The sequence below is a fragment of the Chryseobacterium phosphatilyticum genome (genome assembly GCF_002899825.2).
Classification (GTDB): Bacteria; Bacteroidota; Bacteroidia; order Flavobacteriales; family Weeksellaceae; genus Chryseobacterium; species Chryseobacterium phosphatilyticum.
In genome coordinates this window covers 1-1,424 of sequence record NZ_PPED02000017.1, presented here as the reverse complement: position 1 = coordinate 1,424, position 1,424 = coordinate 1, and the positions used below count along the sequence as shown (strand labels likewise).

The 1,424-nt window shown below is 64.9% G+C and carries 2 protein-coding genes; one reads left to right on the top strand and one right to left on the bottom strand.

The features are described from left to right. The first annotated feature begins 194 nt into the window (after nucleotides 1-194). Nucleotides 195-620 (top strand): MerR family transcriptional regulator, encoded by a 426-nt coding sequence (locus C1631_RS25185; protein WP_109714467.1) that lies wholly within the window; start codon nucleotides 195-197, stop codon nucleotides 618-620. Between the two features lie 3 nt (nucleotides 621-623). Here C1631_RS25185 and C1631_RS25180 read toward each other — a convergent pair. Then, nucleotides 624-1,424, bottom strand: an 801-nt coding sequence (locus tag C1631_RS25180; protein ID WP_133248965.1) for an oxidoreductase dimerization domain-containing protein, incomplete at its 5' end; no start/stop codon positions are given.

Genomic DNA, 1,424 nt, shown 5'->3' with positions numbered 1-1,424 from the left:
CAGCACGACGAGGCCGCGAGGGCACCGAGGCCCGTGATCGCGCCGAGAGCCGCTACGCTGCCGACGCCAACCGAGGAGGGCTCGTGAGCGGAAAGTTCGGCGGGCTGCACCTGATCAAGCGCCATGTCTCGTCTCCATCGTAATCTGGAGCTACCCTGCATCCTGTAGCAAATACAGGAGCAAGGACGATCTTCATGGGTGCGACTACGGGAGCACGAAGCGGGGCCATCACCATCGGGCAGTTGTCGAGGCTGACCGGCGTCAACATTGAGAACATCCGGTACTGCGAGAAGGTGGGCCTGCTCTCGGCTCCCCCGCGCACCGAAGGGGGACATCGGTCCTACGGCACCGAGCACGTGCGCACCCTGGCCTTCATCCGGCGCGGGCGCGAACTCGGCTTCACCCCTGACGAGGTTCGGGCGCTCCTCGAACTGCATCAGCCCGGTAAGGCGTCCTGCTGCGAGGTGCAGGAGATCACGGCGCACCACCTCGACCGGGTGCGTGCGAAGATTGCCGATCTCACCCGGCTCGAACGGCTCCTGGCCGAGACCATTGACCGGTGCTCCGGTGAAGCGGCTCCCGAATGCCCGGTGCTCGACATGATCGATCACACGGGATGATCTTCAGAGCATGTAGCCGATGTCGGACGCTCCGGTCGGATAGGCGAACATCGTGGATTTCAGATCGTCGGCCGTCAGCCCATGCCGGATCGCCAAGGCGAAGACGTTGATCACCTCATCCACGTGCGGACCGATGAGATGGGCACCCAGGATGCGCCCGGTCTCCTCCTCGACCATCGTCTTGTAGCCGTAGACCTGTTCGGCTTCGCGCCGCGCCGTAAACCAGTCCGAGGTGCGCTCGGACTTGATGCGGACGCGTAGACCGCTCTCCCTCGCTTCGACTTCCGACATGCCAACTGCTGCGATGGGCGGTGACGTGAACGCGACACTCGGCACACCCGTGTAGTTCGGCTTCGCGTGATTCCCTTCGAGCAGGTTGGCGGCGACCACCTTCGCATCGTGGCTCGACACGGGCGTAAGTGGCGGCCCGACCAGCGCGGCATCCCCTGCCGCGTAGATCGCGGGATTCGTGATGCTCTGAAGGTACTCGTTCAGCTTGACCCGACCGTGCTCGACCGCGACTTCGGCGGCGGACAGATCGAGCTTATCGAGTGCGGGCCTGCGCCCCGCCGCATGGACGACGAGATCGGCCTCGAAGGTCTCCTGGCCTGCGTCGGAAGATGCCTCGACCCGGAAGATGTCACCAGCCCGATGGATCGCCGTGACGGCCGTCCGAGTGCGCACATCGACACCCATTCCATCGAATGCCTCCATGAGCCAGCCGACGAGATCAGGGTCGAACTGCGGGAGCATCCGCTCGCCCCGCTGAAGCACCGTAACCTCTGCCCCGGCTCGCGCCGCGAT